Here is a 22,706-nt window from a genome sequence, read left to right as displayed (position 1 = left end):
CGATTACTCTGTAGCAGCAAGCATACGTCGATTTGAGAGTTCAGGCTCCGTCAAAGTCGAAGTTGCAAGCCCGGCAGCGCTGAAGGCACCTCGTCAGCTGTTTCGTCAAGTTTCATCCGGCCGCCTTGCTCGTCTCGGAGCGGTCGTACCTCGATCTCATCGAACGAGAAGCGCCTGATCAACTTCAATGGGCCAACGACCGATTTACGCATCCCCATGGGCTTGAACTGCCGCGAGGCATCGGAAAGGCGAAAAGGTCCGAAGGGATGCGAAACAGAATGCGGCCATCCCAGACGACCTCATCGCTTCGCACAGGCGCCCGCCTTTCACCGATATAGTTGGAATAAGCTTGGAAAAGGTGCTCTTGCAAAGAGACGATCGCCGTGAAGCCGGTGAAGTCGATCTGCCCGCGCATGCGATCGTCGTAGACTAAGGTCTCCGTAACTTCCACGGCCCCCGTTGAACTGACGAACTTGTCAGGTTTGACGCAGAAAGACCTATCGCGACACCAGCAATCATATGGAAGACCCTCCGGCCGAGGCGGGCGGTGCGACAGGTCGTGGTCTTTATCGCCGCTAAAGCCGAGGTCATCGATGCCACCAAGAGCGGGGTTGAAGAAGAGCCCCTCTTCGCCGGAACGGACCGTTGCATCGAGACGACCAATGAAGATCAGGAGGGACATACGAGCATCTCGCTTGATCGGTGCCGATAGACGCCAATCCCCGGCCTTTGTCGCGCAATAGAGTTTAAAATCCAGCAGTGATATACGTCAGAATGTCAGCAGTCTTTCTGTCATCATAAAACATCGCTGACGGCCCAGGCGTCCGCTTTGGGTCAAAGAAGCAGACATCGCCACAGTTTCCGCCTCGCCCCTTCGTATCGCTAGATTTTCGTTGCTCGTTGAAGCCACCACTCGTCGGCGGATGCCCCGCCGGTAATGTGAAGGCGCATCGCTAAATGCCCCAAACGGATTGCCGGAGCGCGGCGCGAGCTGCTCTCTATCGGACAACAAAAAGCCCCGGGCGACGCCGGGGCTTTAAGCTACAGATCTTGATTAGGTCGGAAGATCAGTACTTTGCCAGGGAAGGACCACCGAAGCGGTAGTTGACGCGGGCGGTGACCATGTCGACGTCCTGGCCAACGCGATCGATGCGCGTGACGACTCCGGCGGGTCCAGCCACACCGTTCGAGATCATCGACACGTTATGGTCGCCCATGAACAAATGGTTGTACTCAACGCCGACCGACCAGTTCGGTGCAAAGCCGTACTCCATGCCCACGCCGACCGTTGCGCCCCAACGGGTTTGGCTGGCGCCATCGAAGGCCACGCCGGCCGCGTTGAAGCCGGTATAGTCGTTTGAGGTTACTGCGGCGCCGCCCTTGACGTAGAGCAACGCGTTGTTCCAGGCGTAGCCGACCTGGCCGGTGAACAATCCGAAGGCATCGATTCGCGTACGGTTCGTTACGGCCGGAAAGCCGATGCTGACGTTGGATCCATTGAAGTCAGCCCAGTTGCCCTGCGCTTCCAGACCGAACACCCACTGCGAGGCCTGCCAGCGATAGCCGATCTGACCGCCAACGGTGCCGCCGGAGGAGTCGTGGCAACCCTCAGCGAGCGCCGGGGTTAGTACTACGCCGAGAGCAGTGGTGGCGTCCCAGCAATTGCGGCTCGTGCCCCAGCCCCCGTTCGCGCCGATGTAGAAGCCGCTCCAGTCGTACACTGCGGCTACCATCGGAGGCGCCTTGGTATACGGACGGGCCGCCAGATCGGCCGCTGACGCGCCGGCGGTGCCTAGGACGAGTGCGGTGGCTGCGATGGCGAGTTTTTTTATCATTATCTTCCCCAATTTTCAGACATGGATTGCGAGCAATTGATGATGAAAGATAGCTTAGGAGTCGCACTGAGCGTGTCACCTGTACGCCACAGCCGCGATCATTTGACCGGTTCCAACTGACGACTTTTGAGTTTGGCAAAGCGCAAACGGCTCGCATCATCGACCATAATTCCGGATGCGAACGGGACTGAAATTACGGCCCTTCGGTCTGGATTTGAGCTTGAACATCAATGGCTTGAGCCAGCCTGGGGTCCAGTTTGGCTCGGTGGTCTATTCTTCAAAAAGCGATTCTGAGAGAGCGCTGCTGCGCCGGGATGAGGCTGGTACGGCCAAGCAGACGGAAACTGCGGCATGCGGACGCGGGGTGCACACGGCTTGTAGAGCCCGAGCGGCTTTCCCTTTTCGGCCTTTTCCCCGAAGGTGGCGACTTAGCGCGCTCATCCTCACTCAGAAGCTAAACACGTTAGAGAGCCGGAGCTGACGTGAAAATCGACCTTCCTGAGATAGACCTCAAGACCGTGCAAACCGTCGGCACCCTCGAGCTCAAAGACGAACTCGGACGACCAGTCGGCCAATACATTTTCGGAAAGGGGCAGGGTCGAACCGTCTTCTTGTTTGGAAAGTACAAGGGAACCTTTAAGAGTCACGCAGAATGCCGAGCCTTCATCAAAGGCGTCCTTGCGGGGGATCTCCTCACCACTCTCCTGACTTTGCTGGGCTCCCTACATCGACGACCAGTCAATGAACATTTGGAAGTCGGCTTTGGGTCACAAGCGGTCCCTAACAGGCAACGCCCGTGAAGACCGCTATGGGCCACAAGCGGACATAGGCCCGGTCAGACGCACACAGCTTGCACATGATCGACGAACTGTTGCGGCAATACGGATAGCGAGACGATCGGTTTCAGTTTGCTTGCGAGAATATCTTTCCTCGCGATATCTGACGTGGAGGAACGTCGCGACCCTGCTCCCGTTGAATTTGCACAAATCAACCAAGGAGCTTTCATGAAAAAGATTATCGTCGCTACCGCCGCCCTTGCCATGATGTGCGGCTCCGCATTCGCTCAGAGCGGCCCGGCGCCGCAGTCCAACAACATGGACAAGCCCGGCATGGAAAAGAACTCCATGAACAAGGGTTCGATGGACAAAGGCACCACCGGCATGAACAAGGACGGTATGGCCAAGGGCGGCATGATGAAGCCCGACGCATCCGGCCAGGGCGGCTCAGGCCCCGGCAGCGATCAGGGTGGTACCAAGAGCAACATGAAGTAAGCCCACCTCCTCACTGTGCTTACTTCCGAGCCGCGTCGCTTCCCCACACGGCGACGCGGCCGTTCTTTGATATGTCGCGTTATGTTTCGCTCGTCACAAGAAGATAGGAACGAACCCTACGCGTTCAGCTTGTTCATCATGAGCAAACAATCCGAACATCTCAGGGATCAAGCGCGGCGAGCCGACCGCCTCGCCTTAACTGTCAGCGGCGATGAGGCCGGCAACACTCTGAAGGCGTTGGCCCGCCAGTTTGACGAGGCCGCTGACAGACTTGAGAAGCCGGATGGGCCTTCGCCTTAGCGAGGGAATTTAGCTCTGAATGTCGTTTCGTTGGGTGAAGATTCCGCAGTAATAATCCCACCGTGCGCCCGAGCAATCTCCTGCGAGATATAAAGGCCCAGCCCCAACCCTTTCTGTTTGGGAGAACGTCCTCCCGCTGAAACGCCGTGAAAAGGCGTGGCATTCCTCTGCGGGTATAGGGGCGCCCCAGTTGGAGACACTGACCTCGTAGCCAGTCTCCGTTGCTCTGGCAGCCACGCGAATGGGCCGAGTAGGATCGCCGTACGACGTCGCATTGCCCAACAGATTGGATAGCCCGTGCACAAGTCGGCGGGCCGATAGCCGAATCCAGACGCGTCCGGTAGGTCCGGCCGGAATAGCCGCAAACAAGGTAACGGCGGTACGCTTGGGGGCAGGGGAGACTATTGACAGTCCGGGACTACCGAGCCGCCGCGCCGAGCTGGCGGCTTCTTTGGGGACCGTGATCACAATCAGGAAGCGTTGGCTCTCGCCCGTTCGCGCGCTTCGCGGCGACGTTCACGGCGTTCGCGCCACCGCTTGGCCCGATCGGCAGATTGCCGCAGCGGAGGAACCGGCTCCGGCGAAGTTGCGATGGCTTCCTCCACCTGAGGCCGCTGGATCGCCCCCGACTGCGCTGGGCGGGTTTCCATGAATTCGAGCACAGCCCGTCCCTGGGCCGAAATCTTCCACCCTCCAGGTACGCGCTCGACCAGCCCCTGTGAAATATGTCGAGATCGGGCACCCGGGCTGCCGGGCGCCTGGTGCGGTCCGCCCAGTCGCGACCACTAGTTGCCAAGATGGCCATGTCCCGCTTGAGGTTCTCCATGACGGCGAAGCCATCAGGATAGCTGACCAAAATTTTGAGGACCACCACCTGGAAGTTCACGTCCCGCTCCGGATTGATCAGCGCCACATCGTGGGCGTTCGAGACGGGGCGTCGCGTCCGACCTGCCTGAGGCCATCCGGCGAAAACTCGCCTCGTGTCGCTGCCTCCAGGATCTTCGATGTCACGTGAGTGCGCGCGCCGATCTCGCTACGCGAAACGCTTTCGCATACTTCGTTGAGGACCGCGCGCAAAAGCGCGGTGCCGTGTCGAACATGACCTGTTCCCCCAGAGGGAAAACACCAGCCTAACCTGTTTCTTTCGGCTTGGCGATTCAGGCATGTTAAACTTTGCGGAAGATGGACTCGGAACTTAGGTTCGCAAAGGTGTGGCTCTTCAGCCGCGACCGCAGGTCGTCTCAATCGAAACGCATAGATCGAGCCGATTTACCCCAAAACGACTCATCGCTGACGAAGAAGGTCGGGCGAATATCCGGCGAGCGCGTGCTTCGTCGAACTACTTCCGTAGTCCGGTGTTCATCGGCTCGCCTTTTGTACGCTAGGGCTAGGCGCGTGCGCCGAGATCCGGCGGCGTCAAGAACGGCTCATACGCAGCGGCCGACGCGCTTCGCCTAGCGATGTCGCTGGAGTTAGGAAAATCGCCTCAATATTTACTTCTCGGCGGTCCCCGGCTCAGCCATCTTTCGGTGCTGCTTCGCCAAAACCTCGTTCGGCATTATGTTGGCGACAGCCGACTGGATCTTGTTCTTCATGCCGGTTACGACGTCGCTTTCGCCATTCAGCATGGCCTTGTACCCGGTCTGGGCGACCATGGCCGCATCGTCTTTTTCCTCGGTGCCCACCTTCGTATCGAGCATGTCGGCGCGACGGAAGAATTCGGTTTCCGTGGCGCCAGGCATCAGGCAGGTGACGGTAACGTTCGTTTCACTCAGCTCTTCGCGCAACGCGAAGGAAAGAGAATTCAAATAGGCCTTCGAGGCGTTGTAGACCGCCTGAAAGCTGCCCGGCGTGAAGCCGGCGATCGATCCCGTGATAAGAATGCGCCCCTCGTTGCAGTTGCGCATCTCTCGTCCGACCGTGTGAAGCAGGTAGGTCGTCCCGAGAACGTTCGTATCGATAACCGAACGGATCTTGACGAAGTCCTGATCGAGGAAGCTGTCACCCAGACCGCGACCGGCATTCGCCATCAAAACATCGACGGGGCGCCCTTCGGCTGCGGCAACGAGCTTGTCGACACCCTCGACAGTGGCGAGGTCGGCGTTGAGGGCTTGGACGTTCCCAACACCCTTCTCTTGCCGCAAGACACTTGCTGCATCCTCGACGGTCTGCTCGTTGGCGGCGATGAGGAGATCATAGCCGTCCCGCGCGCAGCAGCGGGCCAACTCAAGGCCAATGCCAGTCGATGCTCCAGTCACGATGGCGAATTTCCCGGTCATGGCGCGCTCCAGTTGTTCGGCTTCACCTGCCTAATCGATTGCAGGATGCAGCGTTCCTAAAGGAACCTCCCAGAGGCGCGGAATTTGACCCTTGAGAAAAAGGGAGACGAGTCCATGAAGGCGCTCATTTGGAACGGCAAAAACGACATCCGCTGCGAGAGCGTCCCGGATCCCAAGATCGAACAAGACCGCGACGCCATCATCAAGGTCACGGCATGCGCCATCTGCGGGTCGGACCTCCATCTCTTCGACGGCATCATGCCCAGCATGGAAAAAGGCGACGTCCTCGGCCATGAGACCATGGGCGAGGTCGTCGAGGTCGGCAAAGGCAACACCAAGCTGAAGGTCGGCGACCGCGTCGTCGTTCCCTTCACCATCTCCTGCGGGGAATGTTTCTTCTGCAAGAAAGGGTTCTTCTCCGGCTGCGAGCGTTCGAATCCCAACGCGAAGGCCGCGGAGAAGATGTGGGGCCACTCGCCCGCCGGCCTGTTCGGCTACTCGCACATGCTGGGCGGCTTCGCCGGAGGACAAGCGGAATATCTTCGCGTGCCCTACGCCGACGTGGGTCCGATCAAGGTTCCGGATGGGCTTACGGACGAGCAGGTGTTGTTTCTGTCCGACATTTTCCCGACCGGCTACATGGCGGCGGATTTCTGCAATCTCAAGGGCGGCGAGACCGTGGCCATCTGGGGATGCGGTCCGGTCGGGCAGTTCGCGATCAAGAGCGCTTTTCTGCTCGGCGCAGAACGCGTGATCGCCATCGACACCGTTCAGGAACGGCTGGCCATGGCCAAGACATCGGGCGCCATCATCCTGGATTTCATGCAGGATGACATCTACGACCGCATCCAGGAACTGACACAGGGCCGTGGCGCGGACGCCTGCATCGACGCGGTCGGCACGGAGCCCGCGACCGGCTCCGGCTTCGACGCCGTCGTCGACCGGATCAAGGTCGCGACTTTCATGGGCACGGACCGTCCCCACGTACTGCGGCAGGCGATCCATTGCTGCCGGAACTTTGGCACCGTGTCCATCGTGGGGGTCTACGGCGGTCTCCTCGACAACATGCCTATGGGAAGCGCCATTAATCGCGGCCTCACGTTCCGCATGGCCCAGACGCCCGTGCAGCATTACATGCCCAAGCTGATGGAGCGCATCGAGAAAGGCGAGATCGATCCATCCTTCGTCATCACCCACCGGGCGACGCTTGAGGAAGGGCCGGAGCTCTACAAGACCTTCCGTGCGAAGAAGGACGGCTGCATCAAGGTCGTGATGAAGCCATTCGGCGCATGACGCCAGCAAAGTCGCGCTGGCTGGCGGCCGCTCAACTCGGTCTCGTCAGCAGCACATTCTCCACTCTGCTCAGCCAAGTCACGGCATCGCAGCTTGGCCGGGACGCCTTGGTCGATTGGATGACGGTCGCGGCGATCCCGGCACGCGACGGGATCATCTTCCCCGAGCCCACGTCAGCCGCGATCGCCATCGGGATCGCCTTCCACCAGTGGGCCGACTTCTCATGGGCCTTGGTCTTCTTCGGCTTGTTTGGCCGATGGACCGAGCAACTCTCGCCTTTGGCGTTGGCCGCCCTAGCCGTTCCATGGGCGTTGCTGACCTCGGCGAGCGAATGGTTCGTCCTGGTCCCCCTGTTTCCGTTCTGGCAGCCGATCTTCACGCTCCAGCAGCCCTATTGGATCGGCTTTCTCGTCCATCTGTCTTCTGCGATAATGTATCCCCTCTTCGCCTGGCTTCGCTGGCCGATCGGCCAGGCGCCGACGACTGCCGACGTGCGTTTCGCTCAGCGCTGGGCGTTGGGCGCAGCCTGCGTGATGGTCGTTTCGTCTGCAATGGGCGCAGCACAATCGATTTCGGTATCGCTGCCCCTAGTCAGCTCAAGCCCGGAAGATGACCGGCGCTACATGCGGCACATGGTGGCGCACCACGACCAGGGCATCGAGCTCGCCCAACTGGGCGTCTCGCGGGCTCAGGCGCCATACCTGCGCGCTCTCGCCGCTTTGATGGTCGCATCGCAGACCGGAGAGAATCGAATCTTCGCAACATGGTGGAATGGCTGGTTCGCCGATCCGATGCCGATCTGTTCGGGCGAAGAATTGTCGGCCATGCCAGGGTATCTGACCGTCGACGAGATCGCGGAAGCGCGTCAAGCGTCCGATGCCGCGTTCGACGTCGTTTTCGTCCGTCTGATGACGAGGCACCACGCGGGCGCAGTTCGCATGGCTGATGGGGAATGGCATTCGTCCGGCGATCCGAGGCTCCGGGTGATGGCTCATGCCATACGCCATGAGCAGCAGGGCGAGGTTGCGCTGATGAACAGGACTGAAGGATTCGAAGCGGTGCGACAGGCGATCCGCAATATGTTCGCAGACAACCTTCAAGACCAACCGGAAGCCGGCGTCAGATGAGCTTTGCGGGTCGATCGAAAGACCGCGAGCCTGTTGAAGTCGGGTGCGCCGTCCTTCCACCACACGGCCCCCGCTCCCCAAGCCCGCGCTTCGTTTCGTCCACGAGGCGGTGGGCGACGGTTTCAGCGTCCTGATCGCCGGCGGCCTTCGCTGCCTTCACTTCCCGCCGCGCATCCATCAGCTGGCGACGCGACTGCGATTGGCCGGCCCGAACATCTGAACGGCAGGCTGCAAACGCAACGCCATGAATCCTTCACGGATAGGAACGAAGAATGCGTTCGTCCGGTTCTCGGTGACAATCCCATCGAACGCCGAGGCTCCCATGTATCATCACGTCAAGAAACTCATGTTCACCGTGCGCGTTGACGAGCCCGATCCGCGCTTCGGCAACATGCTGCTCGAACAGTTCGGCGGCGCCAACGGCGAACTGGCGGCCGCCATGCAGTATTCGATCCAGGGCATCAACTGCGAGGATCCGGATCGCAAGGATCTGCTGATGGACATCGGAACGGAGGAACTCAGCCACCTCGAGGTCGTCGGCACTCTCGCCCGCATGCACCTCAAGCCGTCGAAGTTCGACCGCCAGGCCGCCGAAGCCGATCCGCTGATCGCGATCGCCGGCGGAGGCGGCGTGAACCTTTTCAATTCGCAGGGCAACGCGTGGACTGCCGACTATCTCAAGATCACCGGGGAACTCGACGTCGACCTGCGCAGCAACATCGCGGCCGAAGCCCGCGCCAAGATCGTCTACGAACGACTCATCAACTTCACCGACGATGCGGGCACCAAGGACGCGCTCCAGTTCCTCATGACGCGCGAGATCACCCACATGAAGGCGTTCTCGCTTGCGCTCGAGAGCATGGGGAAGCCGCCGCTTAGCATTGGACGCATCGCCCCCACGCCCGGCCTGGTCGATCAGTTCTTCAACGATTCCACCGGCGCCGGCGACCATGGCGAGATCGACACCCGCGGCCCGTGGAACGAGGGCGGCGACTGGGTCTTCACGGAATCGCCGGCCATCCAATCGGGCGATCCCGGCCCCACATCCTCGATCGTCGCCGAAAGTTCCCCGCCCGCCGACGAGGTCGGGCTCGGCGAACTTCTGATCGACGAGCTCCGCGACATCCTGCATGCCGAGAAGCAGCTCACCAAGGCCATTCCGAAGATGGCGGAAGCGGCCCGCCACGACCAGTTGCGCGAACTGTTCGAGCAGCACCTCGCCGAGACCGAAGGCCAGATCGAGCGCATCAACGAATGCTTTGAGCTCCTAGGCAAGACTGCTCGCGCCAAGCCCTGCAAGGGCATGATGGGACTGGTCGAGGAAGGCCAAGAGGTGATGGAGGAAGGCGAGGAGAAGGAAGATGCCGCCGCGGACCTGGCCCTGATCGGCGCGGCGCAGCGGGTCGAGCACTACGAGATCTCCGGCTACAGCACTGCCCGCAACCTCGCACAGCAGCTCCGGCACAGCGCCGTCGTGGCCCTGCTGTCCAAGTCGCTCGCAGAAGAGGAGAACGCAGACCAGCTCCTCAACCAGGTCGCGCGCTCGTTGATGTCGGTCGCCAAGATGCCGGCGGCGATCGAGCAGACCGGGGAAGCGGAGTAGCCCCGCACCGAACGGCAGCGAAAGCCAATTTGGCAGCAACCGCTGCCAGATTGGTCCGCAGTCTGCGTATGCGGCCGGGTTACGCGCCGCCGGTAAGCTCCGCAACGAAGCGTGGCACGATCTCCGTCGCCGTGGATGGCAGAAGCTGCTGCCGACCGATCCCAGCAACTCGTGGTGCGCTAAGCCGATGAGAGGCCGCGCTTCAGCTGAAAGGAACCGCTTCTTCGCCAGCGCCGTTAGCTGTCGCGGAGAGCTGAATGAACATCCAGAACCGACAAGGTAAACACGCCAGCGCCGAAGGCTGGAGCATGGCTACGGCGTTGGGCCTGCTCGCCGTCGCGTTCCTCTGGGGTCGCATGGCCCCTGCGGAGCCGAAGGACGGCGGCGGCATGGAGCCGAAGGACAACGGCAGCCGGCCCGCATCCGCAGCCAGCCTGGCCACCGAAGGCGGAGACAGCGGCCGGCACGCGACGTCGCCTTCGGAGATTTTGGCGCGGGGGTGGAAGGACATTTTTAGGCGGGTCTACGGCAACATCGGCAATCATCGTATCCTCGCCCTCGCGGCCGGCATGACCTACTACAGCATCCTCGCCATCTTCCCCGCGCTGGCTGCCTTGGTGTCCATCTACGGGCTGTTTTCGGACCCCGGCAGCATCGCAAAGCATCTCGACGAGATCGGCGGCTTCATCCCCGGCGGCGCTATCGAGGTGGCGCGCGAACAGTTCACCCGTGTCACCACCAAAGGCGACTGGACGCTGAGCTTCTCGTTCGCTATCGGATTGGCGATCTCGCTCTGGAGCGCGAACGCCGCCATAAAGTCTTTGTTCGACACCCTCAACATCGTCTATGGCGAGCGGGAGAAGCGCGGCTTCTTCAAGCTGAACGCGATGTCGCTGACCTTCACCCTCGCCGCGATCGGCTTCATCCTGGCAGCACTGGCCGCCGTCGTTGCGGTCCCCGTGGTGCTGCAGCACCTCTGGCTGTCTCATGCCATTGAGCTCCTGATCCGTATCGCGGTCTGGCCCACCATGTTCGTCGCGGTGGCGGTGGGACTGGCCTGCATCTACCGCTTCGGGCCCAGCGGCGAAGCCCCCCGGTGGCGATGGATCACCTGGGGCAGCACGGCCGCGACGGTGCTCTGGCTCATAGCGTCAGCGCTGTTTTCCTGGTACGCGGCCAACTTCGGGACCTTCAATCAGACGTACGGGTCGCTCGGCGCCATCATCGGCTTCATGATCTGGCTCTGGATCTCCGCCATCGTGATCCTGCTCGGCGGCGAACTGAACGCGGAGATGGAGCATCAGACCGCGCGCGACACGACCACGGGCGCTCCGAAACCGCTCGGGGCGCGCGGCGCGAAGATGGCGGACACAGTCGGCGCGGCACGCGCCGACTGATAGGCAGGAACTGCCTAAAACCTCAGCAGTTTCAGACTTATTGAGAGCTGAAGCTTTGAGTGCGCGTTCTTTCGTTGAAGACGATCCACTGATCCGAGAATTCGTCGTGGAGGCCCTGCGCGAAGAGGGCTACGACGTCATCCACGCTTGCGAGGCATTGGCCTGGTGCAAACGCACGGACGCCGACGTGCTGCCAAATGGCTCTAAGAATTCCAGATCGAAAGACGACGACCCGTTGGCATCGTCTCACCCGTCAAACGACGGCATGAAAACCATACTACGTCCGGGAGAAGGGTCAACGGCCTACCCCCGGTGACGTCAGCCTCCTATTGGAGTTCGTTGCGGCGCCACCAGGTTTCGATCTCGTCTATCAGCCGGCGATTGACGGTCTCCGGAAAATCAGAGAGCGCAATGCGAACCGCATACTGGCCCGTTATCGAATTGCGGGACCACTCGGTCGCGGCGAAATCAAAGCCAAAGCTGCCGGCGTGTCGTATCGGCAAGCCTTCCTCCGCAGATCGTCGCTCATACGTTGCACGACCTGACGCGCGGCGTTCTCATCGAAGTTCCCGGTCAGCGTCACGTAGAGACCGCTCCAATGATCAAGCGCCGAGCCGAAGGCAGTTTTCAGCACACTTGCTGCCAATCGATTGTTGCGGAGCGTGGCAAAGATCCGCGAGCGGGTCAGCCGTCCAAATTGTTCGGACCCTACGTAGGGTGGGAAGTGCGCCGGGAGCGCAGCGCCGCCAAAAAGACGTATGGCCGTCTTCATTTCGTTTACGAAATCGGCGGCCTCCCGGACGGCCTCAACGGCGACAAAGGCCAGCGAACCAAGGCGACCGTATTCCGCCCCCATGGAATCGAGCTTAGTATGGCTACGCACCATAACTACCGGTACCTTTCGGCGGTGCGCCCAGCAGAGGGCCCGCCGAATACGGCCTGACGTGCCTGCGAAGCACGTGGTGTCGAAAACCATCAAATCGATCGCGGGAGCGTTTTCGCGCAATGCGGCGGAAAACGTCGCGCTCGGCACGCAGGAGTCCAACAAGAGGACACGCGGCCGTGGCCGATCTGCACATGATTCCTGCGACTGATGAAGCTGAAGTTTGGGTCCATAGTTGTTTAGAAATTCGATCGTTTCGCCGTAACTGCCCGGCAGCGTGAAGATGCTGACCTCTCGAAAGATTCGACTGAGGGCAAGTAGAACGGCCGAGATCGCGGCCATACCGGAGCCGGTGTATAAAAGCTCGGAAATCTTGAAGCCCGCTATCCTGTAGAAGCTCGGCCCCTGTACGCTCAGGTCGGCGCGCTGGTAGTCGTAGTCAAAACGGAAAGGACCGCTGCTCTTGGCGCCGTGGGACCAGGACGTTTCAGTGGTATTCCACGCCGAGCGCTCGTTCTCGGCCCTCAGCGCCGCCGTCAATTTGAATTTGAGCTTGACCACTTCATCGATGGACTGGGCGACATCGAAGGCTATCGGCTCGTGCAAGCTTTCATTGATGAGCCGCAGCTCAGCATGCTTCCGCTCGAAATATTTTTTCAAAGTCTCCATGATGCTCGTGATCGCTGCTACTGGGCTGCGCCCTCTAACTCTTGCCGCTACGGTTAGTGAAGCGCGCATTGCCCAGGCCCGTACCGATCGTCAGCACGCCCCACCTCTTGACGTCCTGCATGAACGGCATCTCGGACAGCCCCTGAACGACGCCGTCGTTATGCATGACGATGGCGGTGTCGTGCTCTCCGATCCGCGGAATCGCATCCACCAGGCTTGCCGGCAGGTTGAACTTGCTGCTCTCCCAATTGCCCGGAAGATTCTGGGCGCCCTTGTCGATCGAACCGTCGGCCTTAATGACGCCGGGACACGCGATGCCGATGACCGGCGCGAGCTTCAATCCTTCCTTCTCCGATTTGGCGATCAGATCCTTCAGCATCTTGACCAAGCGCTTCACCGCGCCCTCGCGGCTCGGCCCGTCGTCGGCGTGACGCCAGAGCTCCGATTTCCAGACACAGGCCTTGGATAGGTCCTCCGCCTTCTGGCGCCTGGTCTCCACGACGCCGCAGCGAATGTTCGTGCCGCCGATGTCAACGGCGATGATGGAGTCGTGAGCTTCGTAGATCCACGAGGGCGCCAGATGCAGCGCCCCGATGAGGCCCGCATCGTCCGGGTGAGCCCGGATTGGGACCATGTCGATCTTGAAGTCTTCGGCCTTGAGTATGATCTCGGTCCGCGCGATGGCGAGTTCGCCGAGACGGCTGTCCCGGAAGCCACCTCCGACCACGATGCGCTCGGTCTTGTCCCACGCCTTCGACTTCAGAAAGCGCCGAGTGACGTAGGCGAGCTTTTGGGCGAAATCCTCGATGGTGCTGTGGACCACCGCCGAGGCCTCCGTGTCGTCGCCGATCAGGATCGCGTCGAGCAGCTTCTTGCTGATGGATTCGGAAGGCTCCTTGCCGAACGGATCCTCGCCGGTCTTGCGCAGAGGCTTGCGCCATTTCTCGAGGATGTCGCGGAAGGCGCCCTTGCTGGCGCGGTCCCCGATGAATCCTTCATCGTCCCTGAGTTCGATGTTGAAGCTGTCGATTTCGACCGAGGGAAGGCGCGAGGCGCCATGCGCTGCGATGCCGGTCGTCTTAATCGTGTCTTCAGCCATCGTCGCCCCTTGCGCGCTATTGTAGCGGCAAGCGTAAACCGGGTTTGAGGTCACCAGTTCCTATAGTGGGTCCGGCGGGACGATGTCCGCAGATGCCGGTCCTGCAGCGCGCGACATCGCAGTTCGCTTAGGCCCGCGGACCGCTCGCAGACTTCGCCTAGCGAACCATGCCGTCACCGAGACGAAAATCCAAGCGAGCGAAGCGGCCACGAAGGCGCCCGCGACGCTGCGCTCGACCAGCAGCCAAAACACTCCGGCGAAGGCTAACATCCCGAGCGCACCGAGCGCGGCACCCGCCGCGTCGAGCGCCGCGGCCTGCTGTCCTCGCAGCTTTCCCTCGAGCCCGGCCTCGCGCATACGGCGGATTTCGTGCTTCTCGATAAGTGTGGCGCTGGCGCAAAAGATCGCCGGCAGAGCCAGGAATAGGCCCCCGATGGACGCCCCATAACGGTTGCTGATCAGACCGGCGAACACCGTAGCCGCTCCGCCGAGCGCGAAGCGGACCACGTATTCGTACCACCGGCCTTCCCGCAGCGACGATGGCGAAATCTCGATTGGTGTGCTCATGCCAGACCACCGGTCACAGACCACAAAACGAAGGACATCGCGAGCCACACGACGATCGAAAGCAGTGTGGCCGGCAGCGCCCGCATCCGTGCCCGCACCAAGAGCTGACAGACGACGACGCTGTAGACTGCGAGTGCGACGGCGCCCGCCATCATCGAACGGGTCTGGACAGCTGCGTAGGATGCGCCGTGCCCGTAGATCGCGATGCCGAGCGTGGCCAAGGCTACCGAGGGCGCGGCGCCGAACAGGCCGGCGAAGCTCTTGGGCCTCAGCAAGTCTCCGAGCATCGAAAAGACCGACACTACGGCGCCCCCGACTAGGAAGCGGACGATGTACTCGCTCATTTTGGCTTCTTCCAAAGCTTAAGAAGTTGGCCTTGCCTGCCGTAGACCGGGTCCTTGCGCGGGGCCGGCACCCTCGGGATCGTCTTCAAAGCTTTAGGACGGTCCTCCACTTCCGTGCACTCGTCGTAGGTGCCGACCGGCGGATAGGCACCGACGACGAGGAAGTCCTCCTCAGCAGAGAGGCACTGATGGCCAGTACCAGCCGGCAGAACGGCGACGTCGCCTGCCTTAAGGGTGAAGATCCGCCCCTTGACGCCACCGAAGCGCAATCGTCCCTTGCCGCGCGCGATGCCGAGTACCTCGTGGATGCGCGAATGGTAATGCATGTAGTCGTAGATGCCGTCCCGCCAGGTATCTCCCCAACCATTGGCTTCGAGGAGATCCTCCATCACGGCCGCCGGATCACGCCCCTTGCCGAGATCGACTGCGCTGCGATAGATGACCAGTGGCCAGCGGGGATGATTGGGGACTAGACCGTCGTCCTTGAAGCGGACCGTATGGGGCTTTCTGCTGCGCGCCAGGTCCGGAGCGTGCTTCTTGCCCGGTCGACCTGCACCCGTCGCGCGCTGCACGTACTCTTTCACGTCCTCAAGGATCGGCATGGTGGTTCTCCTTCGATGTCGGATAGCCTGTCCAGAAGCGCACCAACCGCTCCAGCACGGCCCCGAGCGCAAAGCCCGCGACCACGTCGCTGGCCCAGTGCGCCAACACAACGATCCGCGTCAGGGAAAGGCCGGCCGCCAAGGTCCAGATCGCCCGCCGCGGTAGGGGCGGCAACGTGCCGGCCGCGGACGCCAACGCACCCATGTGCAGAGCGTGGCCCGAGGGGAAGGCGTCCTTGCGCCTGCCCGAAAAATAGACCCCGTGCAGATGCCCGAGCACCGTCTTGCGATCGGGGCGGGTCTGATCGAACACCGATTTCATGCCGTGTGGCGCCAGCGATGCCAGGACGGTCACCAGGAGAGCATGATTGCCGGCGCGCTGGACCTGCTCCGATCTGCCTCTGGTCGCGACCCATCCGACGACGGCAAACGCAAGCAAGATCTTTTCGTCGGCACCCCATGTCAGTCCGCGCGAGACCATCTCCGCGCGGTGGTTGGTGTTGCGCGCTACGGTCCGCGCGATGAGAACGTCGGGCTTGGTAGGTTTGACAGTTACTAGCGCCATCGCCTCGATCCATGCGGCGGTCCGCGGGCACGCGGGGCCTCATTCGAACTGCTTTGCGATCATAACGTCGAAAGGAGTTCCAGGTTCATCTGACCGTCATGGAACCAGCATATTCGGCGTCGGTTGAATTGACATGAGCAACCTCGGGAAGAAGCGGAGTTCGTTGTGGTTATTGGCAAGCGCAGCGCTGCTGATCGGTGTCATCGTCCTCGGCTACTTCATGATCGGCGGTGAGGACTCGGGTGCCGTCCATGCCGACTCCGGTATCACCACCGAGCAGGCCGCAGCCCACGCCGGCGCGAAGGTTCTTCCTACCGATCCCGGTCTCAAGATCGAGCCCAAGTAGGTGTAGGCTTGTCCGCCCTCGTCCCCGACGTCGGCGCGCTCGCCGCTTCCTCGCTTCTCTGTCCCACGTGCCGCAGGTCCCGAAGGCGTGGCCGCGTGGATCCGCGGGCGACCTCTGTCTCGGCATGCTGACGCTCCTACGCTCGGGCTTACGCTCTGGATCGGCTACGGCGCCATCCAGAGAGATTGGGTTATCGTCGGCTCCAACGTGGTCGGCGCCGCCCTTGCCGGCATCGTCCTCGGTTGCAAGCTCCACGATCTCAAGACGACCCGCGGTCGCTTAGGAACCAACTCAGCGACCCCCCGTTGGAGCTGGCTTTCGAGGATGGAGCGGTGGCGAAGGAAGACGAGCTCAGGTACGGCCCCGTGGGCGCCGAGGCGATCCACCTCTGCGTTGACATGCAGCGCATGTTCGCCGAAGACACGCAGTGGAAGATGCCGTGGCTGCAACGTGTGCTGCCGAACGTCGTGGCGACAACGGCCGCGCATCTGCATCGGACGATCTTCACGCGCTTCATCCCCGCGAGAGTCCCGGGCCAGGGCGTCGGCATGTGGCGCCGCTACTATGAGCGCTGGAGCTCGATGACCATCGAAGAACTCGGTTAGCGACATGATCGACCTAGTCCCGGACCTGGCCCGCTTCGCTCCGCCCGCCCGAACCTTCGATAAGTACGTGTATTCGCCCTGGACGGGCACCGATCTGCACACACAGCTCCTCAGCGCAGGCGTCGATACCGTGATCGTCACCGGCGGCGAGACGGACGTCTGCGTGCTGGCCAGCGTGCTGGGCGCGGTCGATTGGGGCTTCCGAGTGGTTCTCGTGACCGACGCGATCTGCAGCTCCGCCGACGAGACCCATGACTCGATGCTGAACATCTACCTGAACCGCTTCGGGCAGCAGGTCGAGTGCGTGACAACGCAGACACTCCTCGGCAACTGGCCCGCAAGCACCCAGCGGTCCGCATGAGCCAATCTTACCTCGTCCAGATAATGATCCCGAAAGTGACGGGGCCAAGGCCGGCAGGCATCGAAGATTGGTTCGACGGGCTCCTCAGGGCGCTTACCGGGGGATCGGCGGCGCTACCAGTTTCGTCGGAGCGCCAGGCGAAGGTCTCGGGCGGAGCGGCGGCGGCACCGCGCGCGACGGCATCGTGGTCGTGGAGGTCATGACGGAGCGCTTCCTCGCCGACTATTGGAGCGGACTTCGCAAGCGACTGGAATCGGAGCTCGCGCAGGTCGAGATGGCATCCGCGCCCAGCAAATCATCCCGCTGTAGCGCCTAGGAACGGTGCCCACGCCCGTCGTTTTGAATGCGAACCCAACGCAGGAGTTGACATGGGCTTCTTCACTAAGGACATCAAAACACTGAACGACCTGTTCGTGCATACGCTGAAGGACATCTATTACGCCGAGCAGCAGATCGCAAAGAACCTCCCCGACATGGTCGAGAAGGCTACCGACCCCGGCCTCAAGAACGGCTTCCAGACGCACCTGTCCGAGACCAAGGGCCAGATCACGCGTCTCGAGAAGGTCTTCCAGATGCATGGTGTCGAAGTCCAGGGCGTCGACTGCCCGGCCATCGACGGAATCCTTCAGGAAGCGAGCGACGTTGCCGGCGACGTGGACGACAAGCTGGTCCTGGATGCCGCGCTCATCGCGGCGGCCCAGGCGGTCGAACACTACGAGATCACCCGCTACGGCACCTTGATCGCGTGGGCAAAAATGCTCGGCCGCGAGGACTGCGCCTCGGTGCTGCAGCAGAACCTCGACGAGGAAAAGGCTACCGACGAGAAGCTGAACACCATGGCGCTGCGCAGCGTCAACCAAAAGGCCGTCTAACGTCGATTCAGGGTAGGCGCAATGATCGCGGCCTGCCCTGCGATTGCCTGCTCTTGATTTCGGCCTATCCTGCGTCCGGCAGCGTTTGGAACCGAACGTCGGCGCTTAGACGCGAGGCGAATTGCCTGTCATGTCCGAACCTCATCGATCATTAGGATATTCGCATGGCCTGCTGTCTCGCCGTCATGCTGGTCGAGGACGAAGCGCTGATCAGGATGGCGCTTGCAGACATGATCGTCGATCTCGGGCACAACGTGGTGGCGGAAGCGGCGAACATCGAAGACTCGACTTCCTTCGCGATGACCGTCAATTGCCCTCTAATAGAAGCACGGAGAGCACCGCGGTTCGAGTCGTTGCCGCGAACCGGGATGTGGGTCGTGAGGCCGTTTAGGCCTCACGACGACCTTGTTACTTTTGGTCCGGTTTTTTAGCGGCGGGCCCGCTCTTATTTCCGGGAAGGCCCTTGACGTTCGATGTGTCCTGCTGCTGCACGGTCGAATTGGAGCCGTTCGACGAACCAATCGTATCACCGGGCTTGGCCGACGGCCCGTTCTTGCCGCCCGGCTGTCCGGCGATGCCGGTTCCAGAGCTTTGGGCGCTCGGCGCATTGGAGACGTTCGGCTGGCTGGTCTGGGCGGTTGCCGCGGAAGCGGAGAGCGCGAACGCGACTGCGAGGGCACTTGCGATGCATTTCATGGCGATCCTCCGAACTGTATGTTGAGCGTGCAGGTTGACCCTGCCGCGGGCTGCCAACGTCGGGCTGCAGGACCCGTTCCTTGCCGACCAGCGACGGAACCCCTCTGTGGCCGCGCTTGTTCCTTCATTTATTTTTCGAAGAGGAGAGGACCGAATGGCGACGAACAAACCGATCGGTGACAACGCTCGCAGGGTGCCGTGAGCAAGCGCACCCAGCTCCGGACCCAGGTCATGGGCGAGACGACCTGGACCAAGCGCGACAAGACGACGGGTCGATTCATCGACCAGCAAAAGGGCGCCGGCCACCAAGAAGTTCAATGGCGTGCCTCGCGAGAGGGCGAGCTGATCGGAGTGCGGGATTTCGAGAGCGGACACACGCGAGATCACCGCCCACCTGCGGGAGTATGCGCAGCGGACCTCGCTTCGCGGCGGCACTCCTTACCCACGAAGGCTTTTGGGTCCCTCGGCCATCGTCGAGCTGACCGGTCTCCGGATGCCCTGTGTCCTCATCGACCGCTTCCGGGCCGGCTTGAACAACAAGTGCTCTCGTCGGCGGAAACGGGCCCTCCGTTCAAATCCGGAGTGCTGGGCGTGGTCCGGCCGGGGGACCGGTTGCGGCTGCGAAAGGGCGCGGGTTTGCTTTCCATCCTCCTCGTTTCGGCCGTTGCCGGCCATGTACCAAGGACCCTGCCATGGCCCGAAAATCGACCTGCCTCTTCGCCTGCAGCCCATGCTGGCCACGCTGACGGACGCACCGTTCGACGATCCCGATTGGATATTCGAGGACAAATTCGATGGTTTTCGTATGGTCGCGGAAACCCGGCGTGGTCGGGTCGCGCTCTACAGTCGCAACGGGAAGATCATCAGCCACTCCTACGTCGAGGTCGCGAAAGCGCTTGAGGGCGTGAAGGCCGATGCTGTGATCGATGGCGAGCTCGTCGCGATCGGCAAGGACGGCGCATCCCACTTCCAGTTGCTTCAGAACGCCCTGCGTCATGAGGCCAAGCTCTTGTACTGCGCGTTCGACCTTATGTTCGCGGACGGCGAGGACCTACGCGCGCTGCCGCTCCTGGAGCGCAAGAGGCGGCTCAAGGCCATCCTGCCGCACCACAAGCTGATCGCATTCAGCAACCACCGCAAAGGCAAGGGGACGAAGTTCTTCGCAGAAGCCGAGCGGAGGCATCTCGAAGGCATCATGGCCAAGCGCGCCGACAGCCCGTACGCGTCCGGACGCCGGACCGCCGATTGGCTGAAGGTGAAGACCGCGCAGCGGCAGGAGGTCGTGATCGCCGGCCTCACGGCGCCAAGGCGGACCCGGCCTTTCTTCGGCGCCCTAGTGTTGGCAGTGCGTGAAGGCGATGGGTGGCGGTACATCGGCCACGTCGGCACCGGCTTCAGCCACCAGGTTCTCGAAGAGCTTCACAGCAAGCTCATGAGGCTCAAGACAGCCAAGTCGCCCTTTCCTGCCAAGGTGAAGGACGAGGGCGTCACCACCTGGGTGCGTCCTTTGTTGGTCGCGGAAGTGAAGTTCGCCGAGTGGACCAGCAAGGGCGAGCTGCGCCAGCCGGTCTATCTAGGCCTGCGGTCCGACAAAAAGGCCAAGGACGTCGTTCGCGAAAAGAGTTCGTCGCGAAAATAACCGACCCGAGAAGAGCGTCCGACGCGGTCAGCCGGCTTCGAGCTCGGCTGCCGAAGGCCAGGCGGCAGGGGCGGCAACCCGAGAGCCTTGCGCACGGGTCCGAACGACCGGCGGTGAGCTGCGCATGCACCAAGCCTGGCGAGAGCCTCGTAATGAGCCGGCACCGGGTAGCCCTTGTGATCCGCAAAGCCGTAGCCGGGGTGACGCTCGTCAAGCGTCCGCATACCCGCGTCGCGCTCGACTTTTGCGAGGATGGAGGCGGCAGCGATGCTGGCGGACTTGGCGTCGCCCTTGATGATGGCATGCTGCGGGATGTCGTTCCTTCAACCGCTTCGCGTCGATCAGCAAGTGCTGCGGCGTCGATCCCAGTCCCCTGACCGCGCGCTGCATGGCCTGAATGCCCGCCCAATAGATGTTGATCGTGTCGATCTCCTCGACTTCGGCGAACGCCACACACCAACTCTCTGCCTTCGCCTTGATCTCCACCGCGAGTTCCTCGCGACGCGCCGGAGCCACTTACTCCCACTCGGCAGACAGTCGGCGAAAGTCTTGAGCAAGCTGCGCCAGGCCGTCGCTCAGAAGCTCGGCTTCAATTCCGTGGAGCCGGAGTTCTCGGATGCCCAGGTGCGCATCGGAAAGCGCGCCGTGTCGCTGGCCGATGCGGTACGCGACGGCGGTCTCAGCGCCGAGGACGGCATCGAGTAAGGCGACCTGGACAAGAAAATCCAGCAGTCGACGTTCGGCGCGGCCGAAGAGCTCGGGCTCGACGAGATCGTGCGCTTCCTCAACACGAACCTGAACGAGGAGAAAGGCGGCGAAAACCAAGCTCAACACGGTGGCGTTGCGCAAGGGCGTCAACGCCTCCAGCGCAGCCCGAGGCCTCTCTCGTCTGTCTTCAGCGGCTCCGCGAAATCGCGGGGCCGCTATCGCGCTCAGGTCGACGAACGGAGCGCAGCTTCCGCCTGGCGAACCACGCCGCCACCGCTACGCAAACCCAAGCCACGGAGGCGCCCGCGAACGCGCCGGCAACGCTGCGTTCGACGAGCAGCCAGAACACGCCGGAGAAGGCCAGCATTCCCAGCGCACCGAGCGCGGCACCCGCGGCGTCGAGTGCCGCGGCTTCTTGCCCTCGGCGTTCGCCGTCAAGACCGGCCTCACGCTTGCGGCGGATTTCGTGCTTCTCAATCAGCGTGGCGCTGGCGCAGAAGATCGCCGGCAAGGCAAGGAAAAGCCCGCCGAAGGACGCGCCGTATCGGCTGCTGATCACGCCGGTGAAGACCGTTGCGGCGCCGCCGAGGCCGAAGCGGACGACATATTCGTACCAGCGGCCTTCCCGCAGCACGAGGGCGAGATGCGGACCGGCGTCGTCATGCATGTCCTCCCCCGAGGGTCCACAGGCCGACGGCGGCGATCAGCCACACGACGATCGACAGCAGCGTGGCTGGCAGCGCGCGCATGCGCGTCCGGATCAGAAGTTGGCGACGACGACGCTGTAGATCGCGAGCGCGATCGTACCCGCCATCATCGAGAAGGTCTGAGTGGCCGCATATGATGCACCGTGCTGTAGGCCGCGATGCCGAGCGTCGCCAAGGCAACGGACGGCGCTGCGCCGAACAGGCCGGCGAAGCTCTTCGGCCGCAGCACGTCTCCGAGCATCGCGAAAGCCGACACGACTGCGCCGCCGACTAGGAAGCGGACGACGTACTCGGTCATTTCGGCTTCTTCCAGAGCTTCAGGAGAGGACCGTCGGAGCCATACACCGGATCCTTGCGCGGGATGGCCACCTTCGGAATCGCCTTCAAGGCTTTCGGGCCCTCCTCGACCTTGGTGCATTCGTCGTAGGTGCCGGTCGGCGGATAGGCCCCGACGACCAGAAAGTCGGCGGCGGCGGACAGGCACTGATGGCCGGTGCCCGCCGGCAGAACGGCGACGTCGCCGGCCTTCAGCGCGAAGATGCGGCCCTTGTTGCCGCCGAAGCGCACCCGCCCCTTTCCCCGCGCGATTCCAAGCACCTCATGGATTCGGGAATGGTAGTGGACGTAGTCGTAGACCCCGTCCCGCCACGTATCGCCCCACCCATTGGCCTCGAAGAGGTGCTCCATCACGGCCGCGGGGTCGTGCCCCTCGCCGAGATCGACGGCGCCCCGGTAGACGATGAAGGGCCAGCGCGGGTGATTGGGGACGAGACCGTCGTTCTTGAAGCGGACGGCATGAGGCTTTCTGACGCGCGCGAGTTCGGTGGCTTCCTTTCTCCCCGGTCGGTTCAGGCCGGTCGCGCGCTGCATGTACTCCTTAGCATCTTCAAGGATTGGCATGGTCTTCCTCCTTCGATGATCGCAGCGGAAATCCTGTC

23 protein-coding genes and 5 pseudogenes are annotated in these 22,706 nt (G+C 62.1%); 10 read left to right on the top strand and 18 right to left on the bottom strand.

The features are described 5' to 3' along the window. Positions 1–184: 184 nt before the first annotated feature. Positions 185–682, bottom strand: coding sequence for a hypothetical protein (locus QRQ56_RS30850; protein ID WP_438745075.1), 498 nt, complete (start codon positions 680–682; stop codon positions 185–187). Positions 683–1,067: 385 nt separating this feature from the next. Further along, complete coding sequence (locus QRQ56_RS30845; RefSeq protein ID WP_438745073.1) at positions 1,068–1,835, bottom strand: outer membrane protein; 768 nt, start codon at positions 1,833–1,835, stop codon at positions 1,068–1,070. A gap of 1,004 nt (positions 1,836–2,839) precedes the next feature. Between QRQ56_RS30845 and QRQ56_RS30840 the strand changes: the two genes are divergently transcribed. Next, on the top strand, positions 2,840–3,106 hold the full coding sequence (locus tag QRQ56_RS30840; RefSeq protein ID WP_438745071.1) for a hypothetical protein: 267 nt from the start codon (positions 2,840–2,842) through the stop codon (positions 3,104–3,106). Positions 3,107–3,402: 296 nt separating this feature from the next. Here QRQ56_RS30840 and QRQ56_RS30835 read toward each other — a convergent pair. The 3 genes and pseudogenes from QRQ56_RS30835 to QRQ56_RS30825 form a co-directional block, all read right to left on the bottom strand. Beyond that, positions 3,403–3,709, bottom strand: a pseudogene (locus tag QRQ56_RS30835) (sensor histidine kinase). 167 nt (positions 3,710–3,876) lie between these two features. Beyond that, a pseudogene (locus QRQ56_RS30830) lies at positions 3,877–4,292 on the bottom strand (hypothetical protein). A 607-nt stretch (positions 4,293–4,899) separates the two neighbouring features. Further along, positions 4,900–5,685, bottom strand: a complete 786-nt coding sequence (locus QRQ56_RS30825) for an SDR family NAD(P)-dependent oxidoreductase (protein WP_438745069.1) — start codon at positions 5,683–5,685, stop codon at positions 4,900–4,902. A 114-nt stretch (positions 5,686–5,799) separates the two neighbouring features. On the opposite strand from QRQ56_RS30825, the gene QRQ56_RS30820 reads away from it, so the two are divergent. The 4 genes from QRQ56_RS30820 to QRQ56_RS30805 all read left to right on the top strand — a co-directional run bounded on the left by QRQ56_RS30820 (position 5,800) and on the right by QRQ56_RS30805 (position 11,105). Next, a complete protein-coding gene (locus tag QRQ56_RS30820) occupies positions 5,800–6,978 on the top strand; it encodes a zinc-dependent alcohol dehydrogenase (protein ID WP_438745067.1) in 1,179 nt (392 codons plus the stop codon). Continuing rightward, positions 6,975–8,105 carry a DUF305 domain-containing protein gene (locus QRQ56_RS30815; protein WP_438745066.1) on the top strand — a complete coding sequence of 377 codons (1,131 nt, stop codon included), beginning with the start codon at positions 6,975–6,977 and terminating at the stop codon, positions 8,103–8,105. Before QRQ56_RS30820 ends, QRQ56_RS30815 begins: the two co-directional genes overlap by 4 nt. Before the next feature lie 322 nt (positions 8,106–8,427). Continuing rightward, positions 8,428–9,708 carry a DUF892 family protein gene (locus QRQ56_RS30810; protein ID WP_438745065.1) on the top strand — a complete coding sequence of 427 codons (1,281 nt, stop codon included), beginning with the start codon at positions 8,428–8,430 and terminating at the stop codon, positions 9,706–9,708. A 257-nt stretch (positions 9,709–9,965) separates the two neighbouring features. Next, entirely contained in the window at positions 9,966–11,105 is a 1,140-nt protein-coding gene (locus QRQ56_RS30805; RefSeq protein ID WP_438745063.1) for a YihY/virulence factor BrkB family protein, read from the top strand. A gap of 433 nt (positions 11,106–11,538) precedes the next feature. Here the strand turns inward: QRQ56_RS30805 and QRQ56_RS30800 are convergent, their stop codons facing one another. The 6 genes from QRQ56_RS30800 to QRQ56_RS30775 are packed head-to-tail and all read right to left on the bottom strand — an operon-like array spanning position 11,539 to position 15,834. Beyond that, positions 11,539–12,657, bottom strand: coding sequence for a hypothetical protein (locus QRQ56_RS30800; protein ID WP_438745061.1), 1,119 nt, complete (start codon positions 12,655–12,657; stop codon positions 11,539–11,541). Between the two features lie 34 nt (positions 12,658–12,691). After that, positions 12,692–13,756: an ROK family protein gene (locus QRQ56_RS30795; protein WP_438745060.1), complete on the bottom strand. Its 1,065-nt coding sequence runs from the start codon at positions 13,754–13,756 to the stop codon at positions 12,692–12,694. A 60-nt stretch (positions 13,757–13,816) separates the two neighbouring features. Beyond that, positions 13,817–14,323, bottom strand: coding sequence for a hypothetical protein (locus QRQ56_RS30790; protein WP_438745058.1), 507 nt, complete (start codon positions 14,321–14,323; stop codon positions 13,817–13,819). Further along, positions 14,320–14,667 (bottom strand): DUF3147 family protein, encoded by a 348-nt coding sequence (locus tag QRQ56_RS30785; RefSeq protein ID WP_438745056.1) that lies wholly within the window; start codon positions 14,665–14,667, stop codon positions 14,320–14,322. Before QRQ56_RS30785 ends, QRQ56_RS30790 begins: the two co-directional genes overlap by 4 nt. After that, positions 14,664–15,269 carry a cupin domain-containing protein gene (locus tag QRQ56_RS30780; RefSeq protein ID WP_438745054.1) on the bottom strand — a complete coding sequence of 202 codons (606 nt, stop codon included), beginning with the start codon at positions 15,267–15,269 and terminating at the stop codon, positions 14,664–14,666. The genes QRQ56_RS30785 and QRQ56_RS30780 overlap by 4 nt, the downstream gene beginning before the upstream one ends. Next, the gene (locus tag QRQ56_RS30775) at positions 15,256–15,834 is read right to left on the bottom strand and encodes a phosphatase PAP2 family protein (RefSeq protein ID WP_438745052.1); all 579 of its coding nucleotides are present in this window, start codon (positions 15,832–15,834) and stop codon (positions 15,256–15,258) included. The genes QRQ56_RS30780 and QRQ56_RS30775 overlap by 14 nt, the downstream gene beginning before the upstream one ends. Positions 15,835–15,967: 133 nt before the next feature. On the opposite strand from QRQ56_RS30775, the gene QRQ56_RS30770 reads away from it, so the two are divergent. The 4 genes and pseudogenes from QRQ56_RS30770 (at position 15,968) to QRQ56_RS30755 (ending at position 18,449) form a co-directional block, all read left to right on the top strand. Further along, positions 15,968–16,180: a hypothetical protein gene (locus tag QRQ56_RS30770; protein ID WP_438745050.1), complete on the top strand. Its 213-nt coding sequence runs from the start codon at positions 15,968–15,970 to the stop codon at positions 16,178–16,180. 332 nt (positions 16,181–16,512) lie between these two features. Beyond that, positions 16,513–17,146 (top strand): annotated as a pseudogene (locus QRQ56_RS30765) (cysteine hydrolase family protein). Between the two features lie 368 nt (positions 17,147–17,514). Continuing rightward, positions 17,515–18,018, top strand: coding sequence for a YciE/YciF ferroxidase family protein (locus tag QRQ56_RS30760; RefSeq protein ID WP_438745049.1), 504 nt, complete (start codon positions 17,515–17,517; stop codon positions 18,016–18,018). Between the two features lie 164 nt (positions 18,019–18,182). Beyond that, positions 18,183–18,449 (top strand): hypothetical protein, encoded by a 267-nt coding sequence (locus QRQ56_RS30755; protein WP_438745047.1) that lies wholly within the window; start codon positions 18,183–18,185, stop codon positions 18,447–18,449. On the opposite strand, the gene QRQ56_RS30750 is transcribed toward QRQ56_RS30755, so the two are convergent. Further along, a complete protein-coding gene (locus QRQ56_RS30750; protein ID WP_438745045.1) occupies positions 18,427–18,714 on the bottom strand; it encodes a hypothetical protein in 288 nt (95 codons plus the stop codon). The two genes, QRQ56_RS30755 and QRQ56_RS30750, sit on opposite strands and share 23 nt — an antisense overlap. A 730-nt stretch (positions 18,715–19,444) precedes the next feature. Between QRQ56_RS30750 and ligD the strand changes: the two genes are divergently transcribed. Further along, positions 19,445–20,353 carry a non-homologous end-joining DNA ligase gene (ligD, locus tag QRQ56_RS30745; RefSeq protein ID WP_438745043.1) on the top strand — a complete coding sequence of 303 codons (909 nt, stop codon included), beginning with the start codon at positions 19,445–19,447 and terminating at the stop codon, positions 20,351–20,353. Here ligD and QRQ56_RS30740 read toward each other — a convergent pair. From QRQ56_RS30740 to QRQ56_RS30715, 6 genes and pseudogenes are all read right to left on the bottom strand, one after another. Then, positions 20,284–20,607 carry a hypothetical protein gene (locus tag QRQ56_RS30740; RefSeq protein ID WP_438745397.1) on the bottom strand — a complete coding sequence of 108 codons (324 nt, stop codon included), beginning with the start codon at positions 20,605–20,607 and terminating at the stop codon, positions 20,284–20,286. The genes ligD and QRQ56_RS30740 overlap by 70 nt on opposite strands. Continuing rightward, a complete protein-coding gene (locus QRQ56_RS30735; protein ID WP_438745041.1) occupies positions 20,564–20,839 on the bottom strand; it encodes a hypothetical protein in 276 nt (91 codons plus the stop codon). Before QRQ56_RS30735 ends, QRQ56_RS30740 begins: the two co-directional genes overlap by 44 nt. 30 nt (positions 20,840–20,869) lie before the next feature. Next, entirely contained in the window at positions 20,870–21,202 is a 333-nt protein-coding gene (locus tag QRQ56_RS30730) for a hypothetical protein (RefSeq protein ID WP_438745039.1), read from the bottom strand. Positions 21,203–21,248: 46 nt separating this feature from the next. Further along, positions 21,249–21,724: pseudogene (locus QRQ56_RS30725) on the bottom strand (hypothetical protein). After that, positions 21,721–22,066 (bottom strand): annotated as a pseudogene (locus QRQ56_RS30720) (DUF3147 family protein). Before QRQ56_RS30720 ends, QRQ56_RS30725 begins: the two co-directional pseudogenes overlap by 4 nt. After that, on the bottom strand, positions 22,063–22,668 hold the full coding sequence (locus QRQ56_RS30715) for a cupin domain-containing protein (protein WP_438745038.1): 606 nt from the start codon (positions 22,666–22,668) through the stop codon (positions 22,063–22,065). Before QRQ56_RS30715 ends, QRQ56_RS30720 begins: the two are co-directional and overlap by 4 nt. Between the last annotated feature and the right edge of the window lie 38 nt (positions 22,669–22,706).

Source organism: Bradyrhizobium sp. U531 (assembly GCF_051710265.1).
GTDB lineage: Bacteria > Pseudomonadota > Alphaproteobacteria > Rhizobiales > Xanthobacteraceae > Bradyrhizobium.
This window is presented reverse-complemented; position numbering and strand designations above follow the sequence as displayed.

Bases quoted from the DNA above. Each gene is read 5' to 3' on its own strand.
- QRQ56_RS30850 (WP_438745075.1), bottom strand. From the start codon at position 682: ATGTCCCTCCTGATCTTCATTGGTCGTCTCGATGCAACGGTCCGTTCC.
- QRQ56_RS30845 (WP_438745073.1), bottom strand. From the start codon at position 1,835: ATGATAAAAAAACTCGCCATCGCAGCCACCGCACTCGTCCTAGGCACC.
- QRQ56_RS30840 (WP_438745071.1), top strand. From the start codon at position 2,840: ATGAAAAAGATTATCGTCGCTACCGCCGCCCTTGCCATGATGTGCGGC.
- QRQ56_RS30825 (WP_438745069.1), bottom strand. From the start codon at position 5,685: ATGACCGGGAAATTCGCCATCGTGACTGGAGCATCGACTGGCATTGGC.
- QRQ56_RS30820 (WP_438745067.1), top strand. From the start codon at position 5,800: ATGAAGGCGCTCATTTGGAACGGCAAAAACGACATCCGCTGCGAGAGC.
- QRQ56_RS30815 (WP_438745066.1), top strand. From the start codon at position 6,975: ATGACGCCAGCAAAGTCGCGCTGGCTGGCGGCCGCTCAACTCGGTCTC.
- QRQ56_RS30810 (WP_438745065.1), top strand. From the start codon at position 8,428: ATGTATCATCACGTCAAGAAACTCATGTTCACCGTGCGCGTTGACGAG.
- QRQ56_RS30805 (WP_438745063.1), top strand. From the start codon at position 9,966: ATGAACATCCAGAACCGACAAGGTAAACACGCCAGCGCCGAAGGCTGG.
- QRQ56_RS30800 (WP_438745061.1), bottom strand. From the start codon at position 12,657: ATGGAGACTTTGAAAAAATATTTCGAGCGGAAGCATGCTGAGCTGCGG.
- QRQ56_RS30795 (WP_438745060.1), bottom strand. From the start codon at position 13,756: ATGGCTGAAGACACGATTAAGACGACCGGCATCGCAGCGCATGGCGCC.
- QRQ56_RS30790 (WP_438745058.1), bottom strand. From the start codon at position 14,323: ATGAGCACACCAATCGAGATTTCGCCATCGTCGCTGCGGGAAGGCCGG.
- QRQ56_RS30785 (WP_438745056.1), bottom strand. From the start codon at position 14,667: ATGAGCGAGTACATCGTCCGCTTCCTAGTCGGGGGCGCCGTAGTGTCG.
- QRQ56_RS30780 (WP_438745054.1), bottom strand. From the start codon at position 15,269: ATGCCGATCCTTGAGGACGTGAAAGAGTACGTGCAGCGCGCGACGGGT.
- QRQ56_RS30775 (WP_438745052.1), bottom strand. From the start codon at position 15,834: ATGGCGCTAGTAACTGTCAAACCTACCAAGCCCGACGTTCTCATCGCG.
- QRQ56_RS30770 (WP_438745050.1), top strand. From the start codon at position 15,968: ATGAGCAACCTCGGGAAGAAGCGGAGTTCGTTGTGGTTATTGGCAAGC.
- QRQ56_RS30760 (WP_438745049.1), top strand. From the start codon at position 17,515: ATGGGCTTCTTCACTAAGGACATCAAAACACTGAACGACCTGTTCGTG.
- QRQ56_RS30755 (WP_438745047.1), top strand. From the start codon at position 18,183: ATGGCCTGCTGTCTCGCCGTCATGCTGGTCGAGGACGAAGCGCTGATC.
- QRQ56_RS30750 (WP_438745045.1), bottom strand. From the start codon at position 18,714: ATGAAATGCATCGCAAGTGCCCTCGCAGTCGCGTTCGCGCTCTCCGCT.
- ligD (WP_438745043.1), top strand. From the start codon at position 19,445: ATGCTGGCCACGCTGACGGACGCACCGTTCGACGATCCCGATTGGATA.
- QRQ56_RS30715 (WP_438745038.1), bottom strand. From the start codon at position 22,668: ATGCCAATCCTTGAAGATGCTAAGGAGTACATGCAGCGCGCGACCGGC.